Below are 21,963 nucleotides of genomic sequence, written 5' to 3'. Positions count from 1 at the left end.
CCATAGTACAACTGATGTTGCCTAATGGGAACCATTTGTTTCCTCTGGGATACATTCCCCCACCTCCGGGTGTGACACGCATCCCACCGCGATCCTTACGCGTAAAGATTTCGTCAAGACCCGGGCCTTTGCTCCACCGCCGGGGCTAATCTCTATAAGCTGCCAATGAAAGGCGCCTCAACGAAAGGCCCATGCGTGACATCGCTTGCAAAAGCTCCTGCCGAACCCGGGGACAACGGGAAGCCCCGCGGCAAGGCCGCCATGCGTCAGTGGCTGCTCGAGGGCATGCCGGAAAGTTCGGGCAAACGCCAGGGACCGCACGGGCGCCCCGCCGCCGACCACAAGCGCCATTCGTGGTGGCAGGTCATGTGCCTGACGGGCCTGGACTACTTCTCCACCCTTGGCTACCAGCCAGCCATAGCCGCTCTGGCCGCTGGCGTGCTGGCACCGTTGGCCACCATTGTGCTGGTTGCTGTCACGCTGCTGGGTGCCCTGCCCGTGTACAAGCGGGTTGCCCGGGAAAGCCCGCACGGCGCCGGGTCCATCGCCATGCTCGAGCGGCTACTCCCGCGCTGGTGGGGCAAACTGTTTGTCCTGGCGCTGCTGGGCTTTGCCGCCACCGACTTCATGATCACCATTACCCTTTCCGCCGCCGACGCCACGGCGCACGTCATAGAAAACCCCTTCGCCCCAGACTTCCTGCAGGGGCACAACATAGGCATCACCCTATTCCTGATTGCCGGGCTCGCGGCCGTGTTCCTGCGCGGATTCAAGGAGGCCATGAGCATTGCCGTAGCACTTGTGGCGGTCTTCCTCACGCTCAACCTTGTGGTCATTTCGGTGGCCCTGGCCAAAGTCACCCAGAGCCCCCTACTCACAGCCGACTGGTGGGGCGCCCTGACCACCCAGCACGGTAGCCCCTTCATGGTCATTGCCGTGGCCCTGCTGGTGTTCCCGCGTCTGGCGCTGGGCCTGTCCGGCTTTGAAACGGGCGTGGCCGTGATGCCGCAGATCAAGGGCCGCTACAGCGACACGGAGAAGAATCCGGAAGGCCGCATCAAGGGCGCCCACAGGCTGCTCACCACGGCGGCACTGATCATGAGCACCTTCCTCATCACCTCCTCACTGGCCACCACCATCCTGATTCCGGCCGCCGAATTCCAGCCCGGAGGGGAGGCCAACGGGCGCGCTCTGGCGTTCCTAGCCCACGAACTCCTCGGCGAAGGCTTCGGCACCATCTACGACATCAGCACCATCGCCATCCTCTGGTTTGCCGGAGCCAGCGCCATGGCCGGCCTGTTGAACCTGGTGCCGCGCTACCTGCCCCGCTTTGGCATGGCCCCCGAATGGGCGTCCGCCGTCCGCCCCCTAGTACTGGTGTTTACCGTCATCGCCGTGGTGATCACCATTCTCTTCAAGGCCGACGTCGATGCCCAGGGAGGTGCCTACGCCACGGGCGTTCTGGTGCTCATCACTTCTGCGGCCATTGCTGTGACCCTGTCCGCCAAACGCAAGGGCGAGAAGGCGAAGGTGATTGGTTTTGGCGCAGTGTCGCTGGCGTTTATCTACACTACGGTGGCGAATTCCATTGAGCGCCCCGACGGCTTGAAGATCGCAGGGTTCTTCATTCTGGGCATTGTGGTGGTGAGCCTGCTTTCGCGGGTGCGCCGCGCCTTTGAATTGCGCGCCACCTACATCCGCATGGATGAGGCTGCCATGAACTTTGTGGCCGCCGTGGATGAAGGCACCATCCGGATCATTTCGCACGACCCCAAGACCCGCAGCGCAGCAGCCTACCGGCGCAAGCTCTCCCACGCCGCGCAGGTCAACGAGATTGGTGACCCGCGGGAGGTGCTGTTCATGGAAGTCATTGTGGATGACTCCTCAGATTTTGAAACAGCCCTGGAGGTTCGCGGCATTACCCGGCACGGCTTCAAGATCTTAGAGGTCCACTCCTCCAACGTGCCCAACACCATTGCCGCAGTCCTGCTGCACATCCGCGACGCCACGGGGCTGATCCCACACATCTACTTCCGCTGGAACGAGGGCAACCCCATCGCCAACCTGCTGAAGTTCTTGTTCATTGGCGAGGGCGAAATAGCGCCGGTCACCAGGGAGGTGCTGCGTGAGGCCGAGCCGGATCTGACGCAGCGGCCCTGGGTTCATGTGGGTTAGCTGCTGCTGGATCCGGAAGCCGCTGGAACCAGTATCCACAGCGCCTCCACCGGCTGGGCCGTGCGGTTTTCCCAGCTATGGGGTTCCCGTCCGGGGAAGGACAGCGTGTCCCCCGCCGTCAGGTCATAGGATTCTTGGGTCATGCGCAGAGTCAGCTCACCGCTGATGATGTGCAGGACATCCACGTCGCAGTCCACCGCGTAGAGTTCAGCTTCGCCACGACCGTAGGGTTCAATGGTGGCGGCAAGAATTTGCAAGCGCCGTTCGGAGCGCGATGTCAGCAGGCGCTCAACAATGCCTTCGCCACCCAGGGAGATCCGCGGGCCTTCACCTTTTCGGGTCAGGTGGGTTTCCGGCACTGCGAAGAGTTCGCCGATGGAGATCGAGAGTACCTGGCACAGTGTAACCAGTGAGGCAACACTGGGTGAGGTGAGGTCCCGCTCCACCCGGCTAAGGAATCCCTTGGTCAGCCCCGTGGCGTCGGCCACCTGCTCAATGGTCAGCCTTTGGTCTTGGCGTGCGGCCCTAATCCGTGACCCGATGGCCACGGGATTCGTGCTCGGTTCCAGGGGCAAAGCTTTCATGGCGGCTCCTCACAACACGGCCAGCCGGCAAGATTTTCAAGCGGCACATTGACTGTAACTACCATCACAGTTTAGCCTAATAGACAACAAATGTTGCTTTACGGGCAATAATTACTCGGGGCATTCCCCTACTACTTCACACACTGGAGCATCTCGTGGACTTAAACGTCGCCATAGTTGTCATATATTTGGTGGCCATGCTGGCCTTTGGTTGGTGGGGAAAATCGCGCACTAAGAATAACAGCGACTTCCTCGTCGCCGGACGCCGGCTGGGCCCCTTCCTCTACACCGGAACCATGGCCGCCGTCGTCCTCGGTGGCGCTTCCACAGTGGGAGGTGTGGGGCTTGGCTACAAGTTCGGCATCTCCGGCATGTGGCTGGTTGTGGCCATCGGTGTTGGCGTGCTCTTGCTGAGCCTGCTGTTCGCACCCACCATCCAAAAGCTCAAGATCTACACGGTCTCGCAAATGCTGAGCCTGCGCTACGGCCAGGAGACCACCAAGATCTCCGGCATCGTCATGCTGGCGTACACCATCATGATCTCGGCAACCTCCACCGGCGCCTACGCCACCATCTTTGTGGTGCTGTTCGGCTGGGACAGGTGGCTGGCCATCGCAGTGGGTGGCGCCATCGTGCTGCTGTACTCGACCATTGGCGGCATGTGGTCCATCACCTTGGCCGACCAGGTCCAGTTTGTCATCAAGACCGTGGGTATCTTCTTCCTCATGCTTCCCTTCGCCTGGAACGCAGCCGGCGGCTTGGGCGGCATCAAGGAGCGTGTTGACGCGAGCTTCTTCCAGTGGGACGGCATCGGCGTCCAGACCATCATCACGTACTTTGTGGTTTACACCCTGGGCCTTCTCATCGGCCAGGACATCTGGCAGCGCGTGTTCACCGCCCGCGACCCCCAGGTGGCCCGTTGGGGCGGCGCCACCGCCGGCATCTACTGCATCCTCTACGGTGTGGCTGGCGCCCTGATCGGTATGGCCGCCTACGTGGCTCTGCCCACCATTGACGTCGCCAACCTCGGCAAGGACGTTGTCTACGCGGAGGTCGCCACCCAGCTCCTGCCCATGGGCATCGGCGGCATCGTCATGGCCGCTGCCGTCGCCGCCATGATGTCCACAGCATCAGGCTCACTCATTGCCGCAGCAACCGTTGCCCGCAAGGATGTTGTGCCCTTCGTGGCCAGCTGGTTCGGCAAGACGATCGACACCTCCGACACCGAAAACCCGGAGCACGACGTCAACGCCAACCGTTGGTACGTGCTGATCCTGGGCGTGCTGGTCGTGTTGATCTCCATTGTTGTCAACGACGTGGTGTTCGCCCTGACCATCGCCTACGACATCCTGGTGGGCGGCCTCCTGGTTGCCATCATCGGTGGCCTGGCCTGGCGCCGCGGAACCGGCCTGGGCGCCGCCTGGTCCATGTCTGTGGGCTGCGTGGTGACAGTGGTCCTGCTGGTCCTGTACGCCACCAACGTCATCCACAGCGTTGACGGCATCTACGCCAACGAACCCATCTACTACGGCTTGGGTGCCTCGCTGCTGGTTTACGTGGTTGTCTCCCTGCTGACACCCGTCACGCCGGCCCACATCCGCAAGGCCTGGGACGACCGCCTGGCAGCCGCAGCCACGGATTCCAACCCGGAAGATGTGCCTGCGCAGCTGCAGAAGTAGCCTCCGTTTTTCCAACTGACCCGCAGAAATCGACGAAAAATGCGTTTTTGACGCGATTTTCGTCGATTTCTGCGGGTCAGTTTTGCTTTAAGGTGCGACGGCGGGGGGTGGAGGAAGGTATGACACCCCCCCCCACCCCCGTACGTTTTGGGAGTAATGTGAGGGACAGCTTCAAGAGATGCGATGCCAAGCTCCGACTGGTCGCACGCCAACCCCATGTTCACAGGGTGGCTCGGATGAGGAAGCGGCCGGCGGTGACTGGATCCGCGGGCAAGAGCAATCACAAAGGCCCCGCCATGACTTTCATCTCCGTTGCCCCTGCACAGCGCGCCAAGACCCCCACCAACCCCCACGGCATTCCGGTTCTGCCCGCCGTGGACGTGAATCTGGGCACCGTCAACTTCTTCACCCCGGCCGGGCACCGCGCCTACTTCTCCGCTGACCCAGTTCTGCTGGTGGAAGCCCTGGCGACGGCTGTTCGGCCCGCGCACTGGATCGCCGAGCTCGGAACGCTGGTGGTCACGGTGGCGCAGACGGGTTCGCGCGCTGGCCGCCGGCTGGGCTTCAAGCTCGACCGCTACTGACTGCACCCACAGGGCCTACTCGATCGTGGCGATGATGGCGCCCTGAGCCACTTCGTCACCCTCCTGGACCCGCCAGCACAAGGTGCCGGCTGAGGGGGCGTTGATCTCGGCGTCGAACTTCTCGATCGTGACCTCGGCGATGACCTGGTAGGCGACCACGGTGCTGCCGTCGGGCGCGCGCCATTGAATAAGGACGCCGCAGTCCTGCGGGTCCCCCGTCATCATCGGAAACTGGACTTCCATGCTCGACGCCGCCTTCCGGTCCGCGGCCGCACTGTGCGCCGCCGCTAAGACTAGAGCCTATGCGAGTTCGCCGGTGCGGGGAATGCCAAGAATGGCGATTGAAGTGGCGGCCACGTTGCGGCACACCTAAAATTTTTCGCTAGGGGAACCGGCCGAAAAACCGCTGAAATCCGGGCTACAGTAGGGGCTGAGCCGAGGAGATCCCCAGTGTCAACAAGCAATCCGAGCCCCGCGCAAATCAAGCGCTGGCGCCAATATCTGGCCGACGAGCGAGCCGAGGCCGCCGTCTACCGTGACCTGGCCAGTCGCCGCACCGGCGAGGAAAAAACCATCCTGACGGCCTTGGCCGCTGCCGAGGGCAGGCATGAGCAGCATTGGCTGAACCTGCTGGGCGAGCATGCCAACCCGCCCCTACGCCCGTCATTGCGCAACCAGCTCTTGGGATTGCTGGCGCGGCGTTTTGGCTCGGTGTTTGTCTTAGCACTGGCCCAACGGGCTGAGTCCAGATCCCCCTACGCCACCGACGCCGACGCCACGGACGCCATGGCAGCCGATGAATCCATCCACGAAGAGGTCATTCGGGGCTTGGCCGCCCGTGGCCGCAACAGGCTTTCCGGTTCCTTCCGGGCAGCCGTTTTTGGTGCCAACGACGGCCTTGTCAGTAACCTTTCCCTGGTCATGGGCATGGCCGCCACCGGTGTGGGCAGCCAGGTGGTGTTGTTCAGCGGCATTGCCGGCCTGCTGGCTGGAGCCTTGTCCATGGGTGCCGGGGAATTTGTTTCGGTTCGCTCCCAACGCGAGTTGCTGGATGCCTCCCAGCCCACCCAGATCACACTCTCCGCCGCCGCTTCGCTGGACCTGGAAAACAATGAACTGGTGCTGGTCTACCTGGCCCGCGGCATGTCCCGCGAAGTGGCCGAGCACAGGGCCGCCGAACGCATGGGCCAGTTCAGCTGCGACTGCGATCCCAGCTTGTCACTGCAGCCCGATCAGTTTGAAGCGGCCGACAGCCACGAAACCCTGGGCACCGCCTGGGGAGCCGCCGGATCCAGTTTCTGCTTCTTTGCCTCCGGAGCCATCATCCCCATCCTGCCGTTCCTGTTTGGTATGACGGGCATGGGCGCCTTGGTGCTGTCCTGCGTTTTGGTGGGCATTGCGCTCCTGGGCACGGGCGCGGTGGTTGGCCTGCTGTCGGGGGCGTCGCCGCTGTGGCGTGGCCTGCGCCAGCTCGCGATCGGCATGGGCGCAGCGGCAGCAACCTACATCCTGGGACTGGTCTTCGGCACAGTTGTGGGTTAGCCTCCCTCCACAACTGGCCCGCAGAAAACGCCGAGAATCACTTCCAAACCCGCGATTTTCGGCGTTTTCTGCGGGCTACTTCTAGGTGGTGGCGAGGAGGGCGCAGGCTTCTTCCACTGAATCCACCACATGGAGCATGCCGTCCATGGCCCGCCCCTTCGCGAGGGCAGCCAACAGGGGCACGACGGGCAGCTCGTTTTCCCAGTAGCTGCGCCCCACAAGGATCATCGGGGCCACGGCGGTTTCGGCCGCATAGTAGTTTTCGCAGGCGTCCTGGAAGATCTCTTGAACGGTCCCGGCCGCCCCTGGCAGAAACACAATTCCGCCGCCCGAACGGTCGAGCAAAACGGCTTCGCGGAGGGCGTTGGTGAAGTACTTGGCAATCTTCGTGGCGAACAAGTTGGGCGGTTCGTGGCCGTAGAACCACGTGGGAATGCCTAACGTCTGGGCGCCGTCCGGATACGCCTGAACCACCGCATACGCGGCCCGGGCCCAGTCACTGACCGAGGGCCGGAAGCCGGGGACGGCAGCCAAGGAGGACAGGGCACGCGCCAGGGTCCCGGCGTCGTACGGGGAAAGATAGGCACCCAGATTCGCGGCCTCCATGGCACCGGGCCCACCGCCGGTTGCCACGAGGAAGCCGGCCCGGCTCAGCGCGCGCCCCAACTGCGCAGCCTGCGCGTACTGGGCGCTCCCCCGCGCCGCCGCATGGCCGCCCATGACGCCCACTACCGGCTGGTCCTGACGCCCCAGAAATTCGTCAAGGGCGTCGGAAATGGCGTGGTCATGCATGGCCGTGGCAAGGGTGGCGTGCAGGGCGGGCGCATGGCCGGCCTGCATGCTCCACTGGTAAATCCGGGCGTCCGGCACGCTTTCATACTGTGCCGCAGCGATCCCCTCGAAGAGTTCGGCGCCCGTGTACAGATGCCCGCGGTACGGGTTGAACGGGATGTGCGGCAGCGTGGGGAAGATCAGGGCACCGCGACTGCGCAGCAATTCCTCCACGCCCTGGGCAAAGGTGCAGCCCATGAAAATGGCACCCGAGGCCCGCAGCTGCACCAATTGGGCGGACCGTTCCCTCAAGTCCACGGATTGAAAGTGCCACCCGTGCATGGATTTGGCGCCGCGTGCCAGCAACGCATCAAAGCGTTCCAACTCTTCAATCTCAACATTGCGGGCACGGGGTGCAGGAGGCGCGTTCACGAACCCAGCCTAGCGGCCGAGGGGCCCCGAAAGTCGCGAAGCGGCTTGTGGGGAGGCCGGGAGGCGCTAGCGGCCGAGGGGCCCCGAAAGTCGCGAAGCTGATTACCGCCTAGTCTGGAACCCAGAGATTCCATGTTCGACGCCGCCCCCTGGCTGAGCGCCGACCCCACCTTCAGGAGCACCCGTGCAGGAAATCACCCCCACCGACATTTTGGCCGCCGACCCGGATGTTCAGATCATCGATGTCCGCGAAGAAGCCGAGCTGGCAACGGGCATGATCGAGGACGCCGTCCATATTCCGTCTGGCGAGGTGCTGGCCCGTGTTGGCGAGCTCGACGCGTCACGGCGCATCATTGCGGTCTGCCATGGCGGGGGCCGCAGCGGCCGGGTGGCGCAGGCGCTGACAGATCTCGGCTACAACGCCGACACCCTCACCGGTGGGATGACCGGCTGGGAGGCCGAAGGGCTGCCCATGGTGCCGGTTCAGTAGAACCAGCTGCGGGCCGCGGGGGCTGTTGTGGACATTTGCGGCAGGTACGGACAAGGCGGGGGCTGTTGTGGACATTCGCCCGTGGGTCGACCGCAGGCGTTTGTCCACAACAGCCCCCGTAACATTTCTAGCCGTTGAACTGGGCCGGGTGCGGGCCCGTGCGACCGTCGCGCTCAAGGGAATCCAGCGAGGAAAGCTCCGTGGCGGACAGCTGGAAGTCCAGAATGTCCAGATTTTCAGCAATGCGGGTCGGGGTCACCGACTTGGGGATAATGACGCGGCCCTGCTGCAGGTGCCAGCGCAGGATGACCTGCGCCGAGGTGCGCCCATGAGTTGCCGCAATGGCCACCACCGCAGGATCCCCCAGCACGGCGCCCTGCGCCAGCGGGCTCCAGGCCTCGGTGGCAATGCCGTGGGCTGCGTTGAATGCCGCAATGTCGCGCTGCTGCAGGGCCGGGTGCAACTCAATCTGGTTGACCGCAGGCACCGTGCCACCAAGGTCAATGAGCTTCTCCACGTGCTCGGGCAGGAAATTCGAGACGCCAATGGCGCGCACCTTCCCTGCCGCCAGCAGGGCCTCCAGGGCCTGCCACGACTCCACATACAGCTCCGTTGCAGGCGCCGGCCAGTGAATCAGGTACAGATCGAGATAGTCCAGACCCAGTTTGGCCAGGCTGACATCAAACGCAGCCAAGGTTTGCTCGAAGCCGAGATCGGCGATCCAGACCTTGGAGGTGACGAACAGTTCCTCGCGCGGCAGTCCGGAGGCTGCCAGGGCACGCCCCACACCTTCCTCATTGCCGTAGATGGCGGCCGTGTCGATGCTCCGGTAACCCGCAGCGAGCGCCGCCGCCACAGCCTGCTCGGTTTCGGCGTCGGGCACCTGAAACACGCCATAGCCAATCTGGGGCATGGCCACGCCGTTGTTGAGGGAAATGGTGGGGATGGAATTCATGCTGTTCTCCTAGTGTGGTGAGGTGTTAGAAGTTGGAAAGTTCGACGTCGGCCAGTTGGCTGACGGGGGCAAGCTTGCGCCCGGTCGCGGCGGCGTAGGCCATGACTATGACGGCAAGGGCCGTGAGCCCGGCACCGGCCCAGATGGGTGAGGTGTACCCGAGCCCGGCCGTGATGGTGACCCCGCCCAGCCAGGCGCCCAGGGCGTTGCCCAGGTTGAACGCGCCAATGTTGGCTCCGGAGGCGAGGGTCGGTGCGTCGGAAGCGTATTTCATGACCCGCATCTGCAGGCCGGGCACGGTGGCGAAGCCAAATCCGCCCATGAGGAACAGGGACGCGATGGTCATGACCTGGCTGGTGGCGGTCAGGGCAAAGACGGCCAGGATGACCACCAGAACGGAGAGGACCAGCAGCAGGGTCTTGTCCACGTTCCTGTCAGCTGCCTTGCCGCCCAGCGTGTTGCCGACGAACAGGCCCACTCCGAAGAGGATGAGCAACCACGGCACGGTGGTGGCCGCGAAGCCCGTGACGTTGGTTAACGTGAACGCGATGTAGGTGAATGCGCCAAACATGCCGCCGTAGCCAAGCACCGTGACCGAGATCGACAGCCACACTTGTTTGGACTTGAAGGCGCGCAGCTCCCCGCGCAGACCGGCACCGCGTTCATGCTTGAGGTTCGGAACCAAGACCAAGATGCCGATCAGTGCAATGACGCCGATGGCCGTGATGGCCCAGAACATTGAGCGCCAGCCGGCGTACTGTCCCAGCAGCGTTCCGAACGGAACGCCCAGCACGTTGGCGGCTGTGAGGCCAGTGAACATGATGGCAATGGCTCCGGCCTTCTTGCTGGGGGCCACCATGTCTGCGGCCACCACTGCACCAATACCGAAGAATGCACCGTGACACAGGGCAGCGATGACGCGCCCCATCATCATGGTGGTGTAGTCAGGTGCCATGGCAGAGGTCATGTTCCCCACAATGAACAGGACCATCAGGCCGGCCAGAACGGGCTTGCGGGGAAGCTTGGTGACGGCGGCTGTCAGGAGCAGGGCGCCGATGACAACGCTGAGGGCGTACCCGGAGATGAGCCAGCCGGCCGTGGCCTCGCTGACCGAGAAGTCCGCCGCGACTTCGGGGAGCAACCCCATGATGACGAACTCGGTGAGTCCAATGCCGAACCCTCCTAGGGCTAGCGCTATCAGGCCGAGGGGCATGATTCTCCTTCTGAGGGGCTTGGGTAAAAGAAATATGAAGCGTAAGCTAGTAGTTGCAGGCGCTGCATAAATTGTTGCACACGCAAATATGCCGCGCAAGCAACTAAATTGCTTTTGTGCTGCATTGCACATTTCCCGTGAAAGGAATCCGCCCATGGGCATCAGGGACGACGCCGTTCAAATTCGCGCCCAGGGGTGGCGGACGCTGGCCGCGCTCCATGGCTTGATCGAGGCAAGCATGGAGAAGGCCTTGAGCAACGCCGCGCAGCTTTCAGTGGTGGAATACACCGTTCTGGACGCCCTGAGTCGGCAGGACGGCTGGCATATGCGCATGCAGCAGCTGGGCCGGGCCACGGCGTTGAGCCCCAGCGCCACAACGCGACTGGTCAACCGGCTTGAGGACCGCGGGCTGCTGACGCGCATCCTCTGCGCCGACGATCGCCGCGGGATCTACACGGAACTGACGGCAGCCGGATCGGAGCTGCTGGACACGGCACGCCCCGTCCACAACGAAGCGCTGGAGTGCGCCCTGGCCGAGGCAGCACTGTTGCCAGAACTGGCCCCGCTGGTTCAGGCGCTCCCCCAGCTTCACGCCGCGGTACCTGCCACGTAGTGCGCCAAGGTAGCCGCAACAGTCCCCGCCCAGCAGGCCCCAACCATTGCTCCCCCACCTTTAGGGTGCTTGGATGGATCCATGGAGCGCACAGTGCAGGCGGACTATCTTGTGGTGGGCGCTGGCGCCACGGGCATGGCGTTCACCGACGCGCTGATTGACCACACGAACGCACGGGTGGCCGTGGTGGATCGTCGCCACGGGGTTGGCGGACACTGGCTCGACGCCTACCCGTTTGTCCGCCTGCACCAAGCCTCCGCCTTCTATGGCGTGGCCTCCACGCTGCTCGGTGGCGGCCGGGTGCAGCGCCACGGACCTGAGGCCGGGCTGCACGAGCGGGCCGATGCCCCGGAGATCTGTTCCTACTACTCCCACCTTCTGGCCAACCGCCTGCTGGAGTCCGGCCGGGTTGAGTTCCTGGCCAACAGCGACTACACGGCGGATCGCCGGATCCGCTCACGTATCTCCGGACAGCAGTTCACTGTCCCGCCGCATTGCCGGATTGTCGACGCGCGGTACCTCGCCCCCAGCATCCCGGCCGACACGCCGCCGCCGTTCGAGGTGGCATCCGGGGCCCGCGTAATTCCTGTCAACGGCCTGGCCCGCCTGGCCGAGGCAGCCAGCCAGTACGTTGTGGTGGGTTCAGGCAAGACGGCAACAGATGCCTGCCTGTGGCTGCTGGCCCATGGCGTGGACGCATCGCAGATCGTCTGGGTGCGCCCGCGGGATCCGTGGATGCTCAACCGGGCGGTAGTTCAGCCAAATCCTGCGGTGGTCCTCGGCATGGCCGCGGACATCATGGAGGCGGCCGGGACCGCCACATCGCTGGAGAATCTGTTCCTAGGCCTGGAAGATGCCGGCATCATGGTCCGCATTGACCGCACCGTTACACCCACCATGGCGAAGACACCAACCCTGGCCATGTGGGAGCTGGAGCAACTGCGCAGCATTGAGCACGTGGTGCGGCTGGGGCATGTCCGGCTGGTTGAGCGGGGACGCATCACCCTCGCGGAAGGATCGGTCGCTATAGCCAGGGATGCGATCGTGGTGCATTGTGCGGCGTCCGGATTGCAGTACCCGCCCAGCATCCCCATCTGGGGACCCTCGGCGATCACGCTGCAACCCATCCGGGCCGGTTTTCCCTGCTTCGGGGCGGCCCTGGCCGGGTATGTGGAAGCTACGCGGAACGACGACGCCGAGAAGAACCGGCTGTGTCCACCAACGCCGTATCCCAATTCGCTGACTGACTGGGCACGAATGAACCTATTGGGCACCCGCGCCACCATGTCGTTTGGATCCCAACCCGACATCAAGGAATGGGCCGACGGCGTGGCCCTCAACCCGGCACGGGTCCCGCCGGAGCAGGACAGGTCCCCGGAATTGAATGGTGTCCTGGCACGCCTAAAGGTCCAGGTACCCCGTGGACTGGCGGCACTGGCCGAACTCATCTAGCTCCCTTTCGCCGAGTCAGACCGAAGCCCGCGAACGCGCTGTGGCGCAACGTCTGATTCGGCGGCTGTCGGTCTGACTCGGCGAAAGGATCGCGAACAGGCACCGGCGTGGGCACAAAAAAGCGCGGCCGCCACACCAGCAAAGGTGCAGCGGCCACGCTTTCAGGGTGGCGCCAAGGCGCGCTAGGACGTGCTTAGAGGGCTGCGAAAACTTCGCGCAGCAGTGCAGCGGTCTCGGACGGCGTCTTGCCGACCTTCACGCCGGCAGCCTCGAGGGCTTCCTTCTTGGCCTGTGCGGTTCCTGCGGAGCCGGAGACGATGGCGCCGGCGTGGCCCATGGTCTTGCCCTCGGGAGCCGTGAAGCCTGCAACGTAACCAACAACGGGCTTGGTGACGTGGGCCTTGATGTAGTCGGCTGCGCGCTCTTCAGCGTCGCCACCAATCTCACCAATCATGACGATGGCCTTGGTCTCCGGGTCAGCCTCGAACGCAGCGAGTGCGTCGATGTGCGTGGTGCCGATGACGGGGTCGCCACCGATGCCGATCGCGGTGGAGAAGCCCAGGTCGCGCAGCTCAAACATCATCTGGTACGTCAGGGTGCCGGACTTGGAAACCAAGCCGATCGGGCCCTTCTGGGTGATGTTGTTCGGCGTGATGCCAACCAGTGCTTCGCCGGGGGTGATGATGCCGGGGCAGTTCGGGCCGATGATGCGGGTGATCTGCTCACCGTTAGCGTCAACCTTGGACTGGGCCAAGGCCCAGAACTCGGCAGCGTCCTGAACCGGCACGCCTTCGGTGATGACAACAACCAGCGGAACGCCGGCTTCAATGGCCTCAACAACAGCATCCTTGGTGAATGCCGGGGGGACAAACACGATGGAAACGTCGGCGCCGGTGGCTGCAACAGCCTCGGACACTGCGCCGAAGACGGGCAGTTCAACGTCGCCGTGAACAACAGTGGTGCCGGCCTTGCGTGCGTTCACGCCGCCAACAACCTGGGTGCCAGCCTTGAGCATCAGGGCTGTGTGCTTGGTGCCTTCGCCGCCGGTGATGCCCTGGACGATGACCTTGGAGTCTTTATTCAAGAAGATAGACATAGTTTCGCGAACCTCTACTTTGCTGCGTGGGCGAGTTCGGCAGCCTTGTCGGCGCCCTCGTCCATCGTGGCGGCCAGGGTGACCAACGGGTGGTTGGCTTCGTTGAGGATGCGACGGCCTTCTTCAACGTTGTTGCCGTCGAGACGGACAACGAGGGGCTTGTTCGCAGCTGAACCGAGCTCGGCCAGTGCGCCAACAATGCCCTTGGCAACAGCGTCACAGGCGGTGATGCCACCGAAGACGTTAACAAAGACGCTCTTGACCTGGGGGTCGTTGAGGATGACGTCCAAACCAGCGGCCATGACCTCTGCGGATGCTCCACCACCAATGTCCAGGAAGTTGGCGGGCTTGACGCCGCCGTGGTTTTCGCCGGCGTAGGCAACAACATCCAGCGTGGACATGACCAGGCCGGCACCGTTGCCGATGACGCCCACTTCGCCGTCGAGCTTGACGTAGTTCAAGTCCGCAGCCTTGGCCTTGGCCTCCAACGGGTCAGCCGCAGCGGCGTCTTCGAGGGCTACGTGGTGCGGGTGACGGAAGTCGGCGTTCTCATCAAGAGAAACCTTGCCGTCCAAGGCAACAATGTCGCCGGCGCCGGTGCGAACCAGCGGGTTGACCTCAACCAGGGTTGCGTCTTCCTTGACGAAGACGTCCCACAGTTTGATGATCGCGGCGGCAACCTTGGGAGCGAGCTCCGCGGAGAAGCCTGCAGCGGCGACGATCTCGTCGGCCTTGGCCGCATCGATGCCCACGGCGGGGTCAACGGCGACCTTTGCCAGGGCTTCGGGGCGCTCGACTGCGAGTTCTTCGATCTCCATGCCACCTTCTACCGAGCACATGGCCAGGTAGTTGCGGTTGGCGCGGTCCAGCAGCACGGAGAAGTAGAACTCCTCGGCGATGTCTGCACCCTGGGCGATCATGACCGTGTTAACGGTGTGACCCTTGATGTCCATGCCCAGGATGTCAGAGGCGTACTTGAACGCTTCGTCAGCGGTTTTTGCAACCTTGACGCCGCCGGCCTTGCCGCGGCCACCGACCTTTACCTGTGCCTTGACGACTGTGACGCCGCCAATCTTCTCGGCTGCTGCCTTTGCTTCTTCAGGGGTGTGCGCCACGATGCCGGCCAACACGGGAACGCCGTGAGCCTCAAACATGTCGCGCGCCTGGTATTCAAACAGGTCCACGGATTGGTGTCCTTCTACGTCGAAGTAGTGATTTCGAGGGGCGTTGACCCCTTCCACACATTACCGCGTCGTTGTCAAAGCACATACTTGGCCAATTCACCACAGTCTTAACGGGTTATTCACCTCACAATGCGCCCCTTTTGGCGCACGACGGCGTTACTTTCCTAACGTTTTTGCCCCGGCGGCCGCCTCGATGATGTCCGCGGCGGCTGCGCACCCGTCCACCGCCTCGAACTGGCGGCGCATGTCGTGCGCCCTGTCACGCCAGCTTGGATCGGCAAGGACAGTGTCCACAGCCTTGGCGATGGCGTCCGAGGAGGGGGCATCGGTCCTCAGGTTGATCCCCACCCCGGCGTATTCAATCCGCGCATTGACGTCATTCTTGCCCTCATTGATGCCGGCCGCCACCACGGGTACCCCGTGCGAAAGGCTCAGCAGCACGCCGCCGAATCCTCCGTTTGTGACGAAGACGTCGGTCCGCGGGAAAACCGCTTCAAAGTCCACAAAGTCCTCCACCACAATGTTGGCCCCCGGATACCGCTGCCGGAGTTCCTGCGTGCCGGCACCGCCCGTGGCCACCACCACCAGCACGTCCCGGCCCTGAAGCGCCTCCAGGGCCGGGACGATGAGCTTATTGGGGTCCTTGTTGTCCACCGTCCCCTGGGTCACCACCACTGTCCGGGCAAAGCCCTCCGGCAGGTGAACCCCGGCAGCCGCGCCGGCCCGACGGTACGGAAGCAGCGCACCCACGTACTTGACCTTGGGGTTGGTCTTGCTGCGGGGAAAGTCGAGGGAGGCGGTGCCGGTTTGAATCACGGCGCTGGAGAACAGGTACGCCTCATCGGTGAAGCGGCGGTCCCTGGGTGTGTGCAGGCCATAGTTTTCCAGCTGCCTGACGTAGCTGCTGCGCGCCGGCTTCTCCACCACCGTTTTGGACAGCAGCCGGGCCCCGGCGTGCAGCAGCCGTTGGGCCCTGTCGCGCGCGGGCAGGAACCCAAAGAACAGGGGCGGAACCCACGGATCGCTCTCCATATTGCCGATGGCCACAAAGCTGACCACCGGCTTGTGGAGCAGGGCGGAGACCAGACGTTGGATGAACATGGAACTGTCCATGACCAGCACGTCGAAGGCGTACCCGGCATGGATCTCGCGGATATCCTCAAAAAAGCTGCTCACGTTACTGGCGAAAATCTTCTCCCCGTCAAAACGGATGGCCATGGGGCCCTTGAGCCTTGCCCGCTGCGGATACAGCTCGTTGAGATTATCCGCTGTGTGTTCCACCGCCCTGACAAAGGGAAAGTGACGCACGTCGAGCTCCGCCAGTTTCCCGGCCAAATCGTGTCCCGTGTAAAACGCAACGTCATGCCCGGCGCCCTTGAGGGCCATGGCGATTCCGGTCATGGGATTGAAATGCCCGGCAATTGCCTGGCTGGCCAAAAGAACCTTCACGTCGATGCACCTGCCCGTCGCAGGGCCGCCAGCCCTGCTCTGAAGCGGCGGCCGTATTCCCCGATTTTACGCCCGCGAACACGGGGCAACAATGGTCACAACCAGGCCGGGGTTCACTACCTTTACGACGCTGGGTCCCCGACTTTGGCGTCTTAGCCCGCCGGAGCGGACGGAGATGAAGCGTGTCCGGGGCCAAAGAGTTGGTAAGTGTCGGCGGCCAGGAAAAAACCCAGCCCGCTGGCCAGATTGGCGCACGCGACGCCGTCGTCCAGGGGCGCACAGCGGTACCCCTGAGATTCCATGGCTACCCCCGGCAGCAGCACGGGGATGCTGCCCATGACCTGGTTGACGGTTCCGCCGGGGCCAAACGCTGCCTCCACGGCCGTTACGCCCGCCCGGCAGCCGCCGTAGCTGGCCTTCTCGGGCAGCAAGGTGGCAACTCCGCCCAGGTAGCCAACGTTGCTTCCGGCGCAGTTGTCCTGCACATCGGCGTCCGCAACCAGGGGGTAGCTGGCCATTTGGCAGTTCACCGCGGGGATGGTTGGCGCAGCGGCGTTGGCGGTGTCGTTGAAGTTGTTGGGCTCCCACGGCTGGTTTAGGTGCCCGGACCGTGAGGTGGTGAAAACGCAGGCGATGCTGCGTGATTCGGTGACGAATTGCGGCAGGCCGGTGGGGTCCGCGTCCCGAGTGGGCTGTGCCACGGGCGCGGCCTTGAGCCTGTCAACGTAGCTCAGTGGCGCAGTGGGGGTGGCCGTGGGGGTCGCTGCGCCGACCGGCACGGTGATGCAACCGGCCAGGGCCAGCGCCGCAGCTGTTGCCAGCACGCACCAGAACGCAGTGGGGCGGGCGGCCATCCGGCTGGGCTTGTTCATGGAACAAGCTTGCAGCATTGATGGCCGTCCGCCCAATTGTGCACCGGATGCCGGGACGGCAGCCTGTGGCTAGCCGTGGTTGCGCCTGCGCCTGAGCCCCATCGCCATGAGTCCAAGTGTCAGCGCACCAACGCCTCCTCCGATCAGCCATGCTGTCCCCGATGTTCCGGTGACGGCCAGCGTGCCGTTTCCGGTCTTTCCGGGTGTTGTGGGTGACGGGCTCGCGGTCGCGGGCTTGGCCGGCAGCGACGGCGTGGCCGAGGGGCTCGGCGTGGCTGCCGGGACAATTTTCAGTGCCACGCTTGCCTCACTGGTGGAGCCGTAGGCGTCGGTGATGGTCAGGGCGATCTGGAAGTCGCCGGACACCGTGGGAGTCCCGCTCAGCATGCCGCTGCTGCTCAGGGCCAGTCCTGCCGGCAGGCTGCCAGCGGGAGCAGCGGCGCGCGCCATCCGCGCACCCGTGCCAGCCAGGGCGAAGGTGTACGGTGCTGTGCCGCCGCTGGCCGTGAGCTGGACAGTGAATGTTTTCGCGGCCTGAACCTGGGGCAGCGTGCCTGTCAGCGTCAGGGGCACCGACGGCACCTCCACCGTGTAGTCCCGGCTGGCGGTGACGGGAAGAGGATCGTTGGCGGTGCCCTCGTCAGTGGTGGTGACGGTGAACTCGACTCTGCCCACCGCCGTGGGGGTGCCGGAAATGATGCCCGTATCTTCCGCCAGGGCCAGTCCTGTAGGCAAATTGCCTGCCGTGACGGAGTAGCTGAACGAACCGATGCCGCCGGCAGATGCCAGCTGCGCCGAGTATGCACGTCCGGCCGCCGGGACCGGCAACGTCTCCGGCCCCAGGACAACTGCTGCCGGAATGGTGGTCAGCGTGTACGCCTTGCTGCCCGGGAAGCCGCCGGCATCCTTGGCCGTGACGGTGAAGCCGGAGCTGCCATGTACGGTGGGCGTTCCGGAGAGCCCGCCGTCTGTTGCCAAGACCAGGCCGGCAGGCAGGGTGCCTGCCGTGATGGCAAAGGTGTAGGGGCCCGTACCGCCGCTGGCCGTGAGCTGCTGTGAGTAGCTGCTGCCGGTTTGAGCTCCTGGGAGGTCATCCGGTGCCACAACAACCAGCGGAGCCACCGTCAGGGAGGCCGTGCCGTTGCTGCTGGAACCGTAAACGTCCGTCAGGGTGACGTCCAGCTCGTAGTCACCGGCAAGCGAGGGGGTTCCCGTCAGGAGCCCGTTGGCGGCGAGGGACAGACCCGCAGGCAGTGTTGCCTGGGGCTGCAAGGCGAAGGTGTAGGGACCCGTGCCACCTGTTCCCGCCAGTGCGCCCGAGTAGCTGCTGCCAACGTGCGCCTGCGGCAGGGTGCCCAGCAACTCCAGCGGAACCGAGGGCACCACCAGCGTGTAGGCCTTGCTTGCCGTGACCACGGGGACATCATTGAGCGTGGCTGTGTCGGTTGCCGTGACGGTGAACGCGTAGTTGCCGACCGCCGTCGGGGTTCCGGAGATGAGCCCGGCAGCCAAGGCCAGTCCCGGCGGCAGGCTGCCCTCGGAGATGGCAAAGGTGAACGGTCCAATGCCGCCCGAAGCTGTCAGTTGCGCCGAGTAGGCGCTGCCGGCGTCCGGGGCTGGCAGCGTTACCGGCCCCACAACCACTGCGGCCGGCTTCACGGCTACTGTGTAGGACGTGGTGCCGGGGAAGTTGCCGGCGTCTTTGGCCGTGACGGTAAAGGTGGAGCTGCCGTGCACCGTGGGGGTTCCCGTGAGTGCACCGTTGGCTGCCAGGGACAGGCCGGCCGGCAGCGTTCCTGCGGTGACGGTGAAGGCGTAGGGAGCCGTTCCGCCGCTGGCTGTGAGCTGCTGTGAGTAGCTGCTGCCGGTCTGGCCGCCGGGGAGGGTGGCCGGAGTGACAGCAATGAGCGGGGCAATGGTCAAGGATCCGGTGAGGTTGCTGATGGAACCGTAGACATCAGTCACCTTCACGGCGACGTCGAAGGTGCCAGCCAGCGTGGGGGTTCCCGTCAGGAGCCCGTTGGCGGCCAAGGACAATCCGGCCGGCAGCGTTTTCAGGGGCTGCATGACGAAGGCGTAAGGGCCCGTTCCACCGCTTGCGGCCAGAGCGCCCGTGTAGGGGCTGCCCACGTGGGCCTGGGGCAGCTGCCCCACCAGCTGGAGCGGAACCGAGGGCACCACCAGGGTGTAATCGCGCGCCACCTTCACCGGATTGGGGCCTGCCGTGGCCACATCGGTTGAGGTGACGGTGAAGCCGTAGCTGCCCACCGCCGTCGGGGTTCCGGAGATGAGACCCGTGTCCGTGTTCAGCGTCAGGCCCGTGGGCAAGCTGGCGGAGGTGATGGCGTAGTTGAATGTCCCATAACCGCCTGTGGTGGCCAGCTGTGCCGAATAGGCGTCACCGGCTGCGGGGGTGGGCAGGGTTGCCGGGCCCAGGACCAGTGCAGCCGGCGTGCTGAACAGGCTGTACGCCCGGCCGCCCGTGAAGCCATAGCTGTCCGTGGCGGTGATGCTGAAGTTCCGGGTGCCGGGGGCAGTTGGCGTTCCCGCCAGCTTGCCCGCCGCCGTCAGGGTCAGCCCTGGCGGCAATGATCCGGCGGTCACAGCGAACGTGTGGGGTGCGGTCCCGCCTGTTGCAATGACATCCACGGAGTAGCCCATACCAACGTTGGCGCCCGGCAGGGTGAGTGGCGCAATCGTGATGGACGGTGCGGCAATGGTGATGGTGTAGTTCGTGGAATTGTTCAAGGTGCGCCCGTCCACCACTCTGATGGCCACGCGGAAGGTACCGGCCGCTGTTGGCGTGCCGCTGAGCAAACCTGCACTCGACAGGCTTATGCCCGCAGGCAGCACGCCGGACAGGACGGAAAAGGTGTAGGGTGCCACACCGGTTGCCCCGCTGAGCTGCTGGGAGTAGGCAGTGCCAGCCGTTCCACCCGGCACGGTGGCCGGAGTGATGGTGGGCATTGTGGGGGCAGCAACGCTCAGCTGGTAGTCCTTGAGGCCGCTGTAGGGTCCGCCCCCCGTGGTGCTGTCCGTGACGCTGACGGTGAAGTTGTAAGTCCCGGGAGTAACTGTGGTTGTCCCGGATAGGGTCCCATCGGTCGCCAGCGTGATCCCGCTAGGCAGCGTGCCACTTGACTTTGCATAGGTGTACGGGCCCACGCCTCCGCTGACGGTCAAATCAACGGAATAGGGGCTGTACGCAGTCGCTCCGGGAATGGTGGCAGGAGCAAAGGAAAAGGTTGGCCGGCCCATGAAAAACGGGAATTCCCAGACGCTTTCCCGGCCACGCGAGTCTGTGAGTTTCAGCCCGGGGAGGACACCACCACCCGCGGTGGCTGTGCCCGAAATCAAGCCATCGCTGGTCATGGTGATACCGGCAGGCCAAGCACCCGAGGCCAGCTCGAAGGTAAAAGGCCCCACCCCGTTCGCACCAGTCAATTGCAGCGAGTACGGTATCCCCACCACACCGCTGGGCAGCTGCCTGGGGAGGATAACGGGAAGTTGAGGTTCAGCAATTGTGCCGCTATACGTCCTGGTACCCGCGTACGGGCCGGCGCCTGTGCTGCTGTCCGTGGCCTGCACGGTAAATGAGTACGCACCGGCAGTCGTGGGCATTCCGGAAAAAACTCCGCCGCTGGAAAAAGCAAGCCCCGCGGGCAGACTTCCTGCAGAGATGGAATACGAGTAAGGAGCTGTTCCGTTCAACCCAGCGAGTGTTGCAGTAAAGGGTTCAAGGGCTTGCATGGCTGGCAGGGTTGTCGGCGAAACGGAGACGTTTGCGGCAAGCACCGTCAGAGAATAGGCCCGAGCGCCGCTGAAACCATTGGCATCGGTGGCCCTGACAGTGAAGTTGAACGTGCCACCAGCAGTGGCCCTGCCGCTGAGGACTCCAGCGGAGCTCACGCTCAAGCCAGCGGGCAGGGCACCTGCTGTCACCGCGTAGCTGTACGGGCCAATGGCCCCAGATGCCGAGATTCCTTGGCTATATTGCACCCCAACCCGTGCGGCCAGCAAGGAGGCGGGCGCAACAACAATGGAGGGGGCCGCAATGCCCACCCCCAGGCTCTTGGTGGCGGTCCTGCCCTGTGCATCGGTGACTGTCACGGCTACTGTAAACGGCCCGGAGTTCGTGGGCGTTCCCGAGATGACTCCGGCCGCGGACATGCTGAGCCCGGCGGGAAGCCCCGTGGCGCTGAAGCTCAGGGGCGTTGTTCCGCCACTCGCGGCAACTGCGCTGCTGTACGCAGTTCCATACGCGCCCTGCGGAAGCGAAGTGGTGGTGATGGCCGGAGGGGCCGCCTCGGGGGCCACCGGCTCCAGGGAAACCGTGCCTCTGTTGGAGGTGAGGGAAACCGTGGCACTGACTCCGGCCCCAGGGCTGTCACTGGCCAAGACCAGATACCAAGGCGTAACCGGGAAGCCTGCCATTTCGCCATCGCTAAACCCAAAAGTGGTGATTTTTTCTACCCCGGCCTGCTGGCTCCACCCGACGTCATAGCAATTGGTACCTGGATCCGTTGGCGAGAAAGATCCCTGATACAGCATTCCTGTCACAGCAGCTGAACTCTTGATGTTCAGCGAAAAGTTCACCTGCCCGCTTCCACCGCCCTCATAGGTGAAACCAACCTTGACTGCGCTGTAATGCGCTGTGGTGCCAGAAACTGTGCAGGTTCCCGGATTCAGACGCTTCGCGGTCGGCGAGGCCGAGGTGATGGTTACGGCTGAGGAGCTACTGTCGGCCTGCGCAGGCAAGGCGACCACCCCCACCGATGTGAGGCTTAGCAGCAGGGCCAGCAAAATGCCCATGACGGAGGTGGTGCGGAGACGCGAGACCATGACGTTCCTTGCGGTTATTTGGTTATTTTC

17 protein-coding genes and 1 riboswitch are annotated in these 21,963 nt (G+C 64.1%); of the genes, 7 read left to right on the top strand and 10 right to left on the bottom strand.

From position 1 onward, the window contains the following. The first annotated feature begins 195 nt into the window (after positions 1-195). Positions 196-2,175, top strand: coding sequence for an APC family permease (locus ACX80Q_RS14680; protein WP_459331273.1), 1,980 nt, complete (start codon positions 196-198; stop codon positions 2,173-2,175). Here ACX80Q_RS14680 and ACX80Q_RS14675 read toward each other — a convergent pair. Beyond that, complete coding sequence (locus ACX80Q_RS14675; RefSeq protein ID WP_459331272.1) at positions 2,172-2,759, bottom strand: helix-turn-helix domain-containing protein; 588 nt, start codon at positions 2,757-2,759, stop codon at positions 2,172-2,174. The two genes, ACX80Q_RS14680 and ACX80Q_RS14675, sit on opposite strands and share 4 nt — an antisense overlap. Positions 2,760-2,956: 197 nt before the next feature. Here ACX80Q_RS14675 and ACX80Q_RS14670 point away from each other — a divergent pair, with 197 nt between their 5' ends. After that, positions 2,957-4,438: a sodium:solute symporter family protein gene (locus tag ACX80Q_RS14670; RefSeq protein ID WP_459331285.1), complete on the top strand. Its 1,482-nt coding sequence runs from the start codon at positions 2,957-2,959 to the stop codon at positions 4,436-4,438. A 169-nt stretch (positions 4,439-4,607) separates the two neighbouring features. Beyond that, positions 4,608-4,721, top strand: a riboswitch (SAM riboswitch). A gap of 13 nt (positions 4,722-4,734) precedes the next feature. Next, positions 4,735-5,022, top strand: a complete 288-nt coding sequence (locus ACX80Q_RS14665) for a hypothetical protein (protein WP_459331271.1) — start codon at positions 4,735-4,737, stop codon at positions 5,020-5,022. Positions 5,023-5,037: 15 nt separating this feature from the next. Here the strand turns inward: ACX80Q_RS14665 and ACX80Q_RS14660 are convergent, their stop codons facing one another. Further along, entirely contained in the window at positions 5,038-5,265 is a 228-nt protein-coding gene (locus ACX80Q_RS14660; RefSeq protein ID WP_459331270.1) for a biotin/lipoyl-containing protein, read from the bottom strand. A gap of 207 nt (positions 5,266-5,472) precedes the next feature. Here ACX80Q_RS14660 and ACX80Q_RS14655 point away from each other — a divergent pair, with 207 nt between their 5' ends. Next, positions 5,473-6,564 (top strand): VIT1/CCC1 transporter family protein, encoded by a 1,092-nt coding sequence (locus ACX80Q_RS14655; RefSeq protein WP_459331269.1) that lies wholly within the window; start codon positions 5,473-5,475, stop codon positions 6,562-6,564. Positions 6,565-6,645: 81 nt separating this feature from the next. Here the strand turns inward: ACX80Q_RS14655 and ACX80Q_RS14650 are convergent, their stop codons facing one another. Then, positions 6,646-7,767, bottom strand: coding sequence for an LOG family protein (locus ACX80Q_RS14650; protein ID WP_459331268.1), 1,122 nt, complete (start codon positions 7,765-7,767; stop codon positions 6,646-6,648). A 184-nt stretch (positions 7,768-7,951) separates the two neighbouring features. On the opposite strand from ACX80Q_RS14650, the gene ACX80Q_RS14645 reads away from it, so the two are divergent. Then, positions 7,952-8,257 (top strand): rhodanese-like domain-containing protein, encoded by a 306-nt coding sequence (locus ACX80Q_RS14645; protein ID WP_459331267.1) that lies wholly within the window; start codon positions 7,952-7,954, stop codon positions 8,255-8,257. A gap of 127 nt (positions 8,258-8,384) precedes the next feature. Here the strand turns inward: ACX80Q_RS14645 and ACX80Q_RS14640 are convergent, their stop codons facing one another. Further along, positions 8,385-9,212 (bottom strand): aldo/keto reductase, encoded by an 828-nt coding sequence (locus ACX80Q_RS14640; RefSeq protein ID WP_459331266.1) that lies wholly within the window; start codon positions 9,210-9,212, stop codon positions 8,385-8,387. Positions 9,213-9,237: 25 nt separating this feature from the next. Continuing rightward, the gene (locus ACX80Q_RS14635; protein ID WP_459331265.1) at positions 9,238-10,425 is read right to left on the bottom strand and encodes an MFS transporter; all 1,188 of its coding nucleotides are present in this window, start codon (positions 10,423-10,425) and stop codon (positions 9,238-9,240) included. Positions 10,426-10,579: 154 nt separating this feature from the next. Between ACX80Q_RS14635 and ACX80Q_RS14630 the strand changes: the two genes are divergently transcribed. Then, the gene (locus ACX80Q_RS14630) at positions 10,580-11,038 is read left to right on the top strand and encodes a MarR family winged helix-turn-helix transcriptional regulator (protein ID WP_459331264.1); all 459 of its coding nucleotides are present in this window, start codon (positions 10,580-10,582) and stop codon (positions 11,036-11,038) included. 81 nt (positions 11,039-11,119) lie between these two features. Then, a complete protein-coding gene (locus tag ACX80Q_RS14625) occupies positions 11,120-12,490 on the top strand; it encodes an NAD(P)-binding protein (RefSeq protein WP_459331263.1) in 1,371 nt (456 codons plus the stop codon). Between the two features lie 193 nt (positions 12,491-12,683). Here the strand turns inward: ACX80Q_RS14625 and sucD are convergent, their stop codons facing one another. The 5 genes from sucD to ACX80Q_RS14600 all read right to left on the bottom strand — a co-directional run bounded on the left by sucD (position 12,684) and on the right by ACX80Q_RS14600 (position 21,933). After that, positions 12,684-13,586 (bottom strand): succinate--CoA ligase subunit alpha, encoded by a 903-nt coding sequence (gene sucD / locus ACX80Q_RS14620; RefSeq protein ID WP_459331262.1) that lies wholly within the window; start codon positions 13,584-13,586, stop codon positions 12,684-12,686. Between the two features lie 14 nt (positions 13,587-13,600). Next, the gene (gene sucC, locus ACX80Q_RS14615; RefSeq protein ID WP_459331261.1) at positions 13,601-14,770 is read right to left on the bottom strand and encodes an ADP-forming succinate--CoA ligase subunit beta; all 1,170 of its coding nucleotides are present in this window, start codon (positions 14,768-14,770) and stop codon (positions 13,601-13,603) included. A 156-nt stretch (positions 14,771-14,926) separates the two neighbouring features. Continuing rightward, on the bottom strand, positions 14,927-16,219 hold the full coding sequence (locus ACX80Q_RS14610; protein ID WP_459331260.1) for a glycosyltransferase: 1,293 nt from the start codon (positions 16,217-16,219) through the stop codon (positions 14,927-14,929). A gap of 152 nt (positions 16,220-16,371) precedes the next feature. After that, the gene (locus tag ACX80Q_RS14605) at positions 16,372-17,091 is read right to left on the bottom strand and encodes a hypothetical protein (RefSeq protein WP_459331259.1); all 720 of its coding nucleotides are present in this window, start codon (positions 17,089-17,091) and stop codon (positions 16,372-16,374) included. Positions 17,092-17,160: 69 nt separating this feature from the next. Next, on the bottom strand, positions 17,161-21,933 hold the full coding sequence (locus ACX80Q_RS14600; RefSeq protein WP_459331258.1) for a beta strand repeat-containing protein: 4,773 nt from the start codon (positions 21,931-21,933) through the stop codon (positions 17,161-17,163). Positions 21,934-21,963: the final 30 nt, after the last annotated feature.

Source organism: Arthrobacter sp. HLT1-20, from assembly GCF_054510895.1.
Note: the sequence above shows the minus strand (reverse complement) of the source record. Positions and strands in the feature narration are given on the sequence as shown.

Excerpts from the sequence above, each read along its gene's own strand:
- ACX80Q_RS14675 (WP_459331272.1), bottom strand. The coding sequence starts at position 2,759 with ATGAAAGCTTTGCCCCTGGAACCGAGCACGAATCCCGTGGCCATCGGG.
- ACX80Q_RS14670 (WP_459331285.1), top strand. The coding sequence starts at position 2,957 with ATGCTGGCCTTTGGTTGGTGGGGAAAATCGCGCACTAAGAATAACAGC.
- ACX80Q_RS14665 (WP_459331271.1), top strand. The coding sequence starts at position 4,735 with ATGACTTTCATCTCCGTTGCCCCTGCACAGCGCGCCAAGACCCCCACC.
- ACX80Q_RS14660 (WP_459331270.1), bottom strand. The coding sequence starts at position 5,265 with ATGGAAGTCCAGTTTCCGATGATGACGGGGGACCCGCAGGACTGCGGC.
- ACX80Q_RS14640 (WP_459331266.1), bottom strand. The coding sequence starts at position 9,212 with ATGAATTCCATCCCCACCATTTCCCTCAACAACGGCGTGGCCATGCCC.
- ACX80Q_RS14635 (WP_459331265.1), bottom strand. The coding sequence starts at position 10,425 with ATGCCCCTCGGCCTGATAGCGCTAGCCCTAGGAGGGTTCGGCATTGGA.
- ACX80Q_RS14630 (WP_459331264.1), top strand. The coding sequence starts at position 10,580 with ATGGGCATCAGGGACGACGCCGTTCAAATTCGCGCCCAGGGGTGGCGG.
- ACX80Q_RS14625 (WP_459331263.1), top strand. The coding sequence starts at position 11,120 with ATGGAGCGCACAGTGCAGGCGGACTATCTTGTGGTGGGCGCTGGCGCC.
- sucD (WP_459331262.1), bottom strand. The coding sequence starts at position 13,586 with ATGTCTATCTTCTTGAATAAAGACTCCAAGGTCATCGTCCAGGGCATC.
- ACX80Q_RS14605 (WP_459331259.1), bottom strand. The coding sequence starts at position 17,091 with ATGAACAAGCCCAGCCGGATGGCCGCCCGCCCCACTGCGTTCTGGTGC.
- ACX80Q_RS14600 (WP_459331258.1), bottom strand. The coding sequence starts at position 21,933 with ATGGTCTCGCGTCTCCGCACCACCTCCGTCATGGGCATTTTGCTGGCC.